1 protein-coding gene is annotated in these 794 nt (G+C 38.0%); it reads right to left on the minus strand.

Going from position 1 to position 794, the window contains the following annotated elements; genetic code table 11:
* Nucleotides 1–133: 133 nt before the first annotated feature.
* On the minus strand, nt 134–794 hold a 661-nt coding region (locus AC1DTM_RS29715), incomplete at its 5' end, for a CoA transferase subunit B (RefSeq protein ID WP_477001614.1).

Here is a 794-nt window from a genome sequence, read left to right on the forward strand (position 1 = left end):
GCGCACCACTTTCATCACCAGATACGCTCTTTTCTTGAATTAATCGTGTTAAAAATTTTACGCTCTCTTCTTCATGACTCTCAATATAATCACAAACTTGTTTTTTTAATTGCTCCATATATTACAACTCCCCTCATTCAATTACTAGTAAATTTGAGCTTATATGAAAATCAGCTGTCGTATGTCGTTTTACATCTTCTACAGTGTACGGACTCATTAATTCTTGTAAGACAAGTCCTCTTGGAGTCACTTCCATGACAGCCATGTCTGTAATAATTAAATCTACACATTTTTTCGAGGTTAATGGCAATGTACATTCCGAAACAATCTTTGCATTTCCGTATTTATCAACATGATTCATCACAACAACGACCCGCTTCGCTTTTTGCGCTAAATCCATCGCTCCTCCAATACCTGGAACACGTTTTCCTGGTACAATCCAGTTCGCTAAATCACCATTTTCACTTACTTGTAACGAACCAAGTATCGTAACATCAAGTAATCCTTTTCGAATCATGCCAAATGCCATGCAGCTATCAAAATAACTTGCTCCTGTAATGAGAGATGTTGGTAAACCGGCTGCGTTACATAAATTCTCATCTTCATTCCCTTTACTTGGCGTTGGTCCCATACCAACAATACCGTTTTCCGCATGAAACATAACATTCATATCTTCTGGCAAATGATTCGGTACAAGCGATGGAATCCCAATACCTAAATTTACAAGCATACCATTTTGAATTTCTTTCGCTGCACGTCTTGCAATCTTATCTCTTACTTCTACGCCCATACCC

The organism is Bacillus sp. P4_D3 (assembly GCF_056401855.1).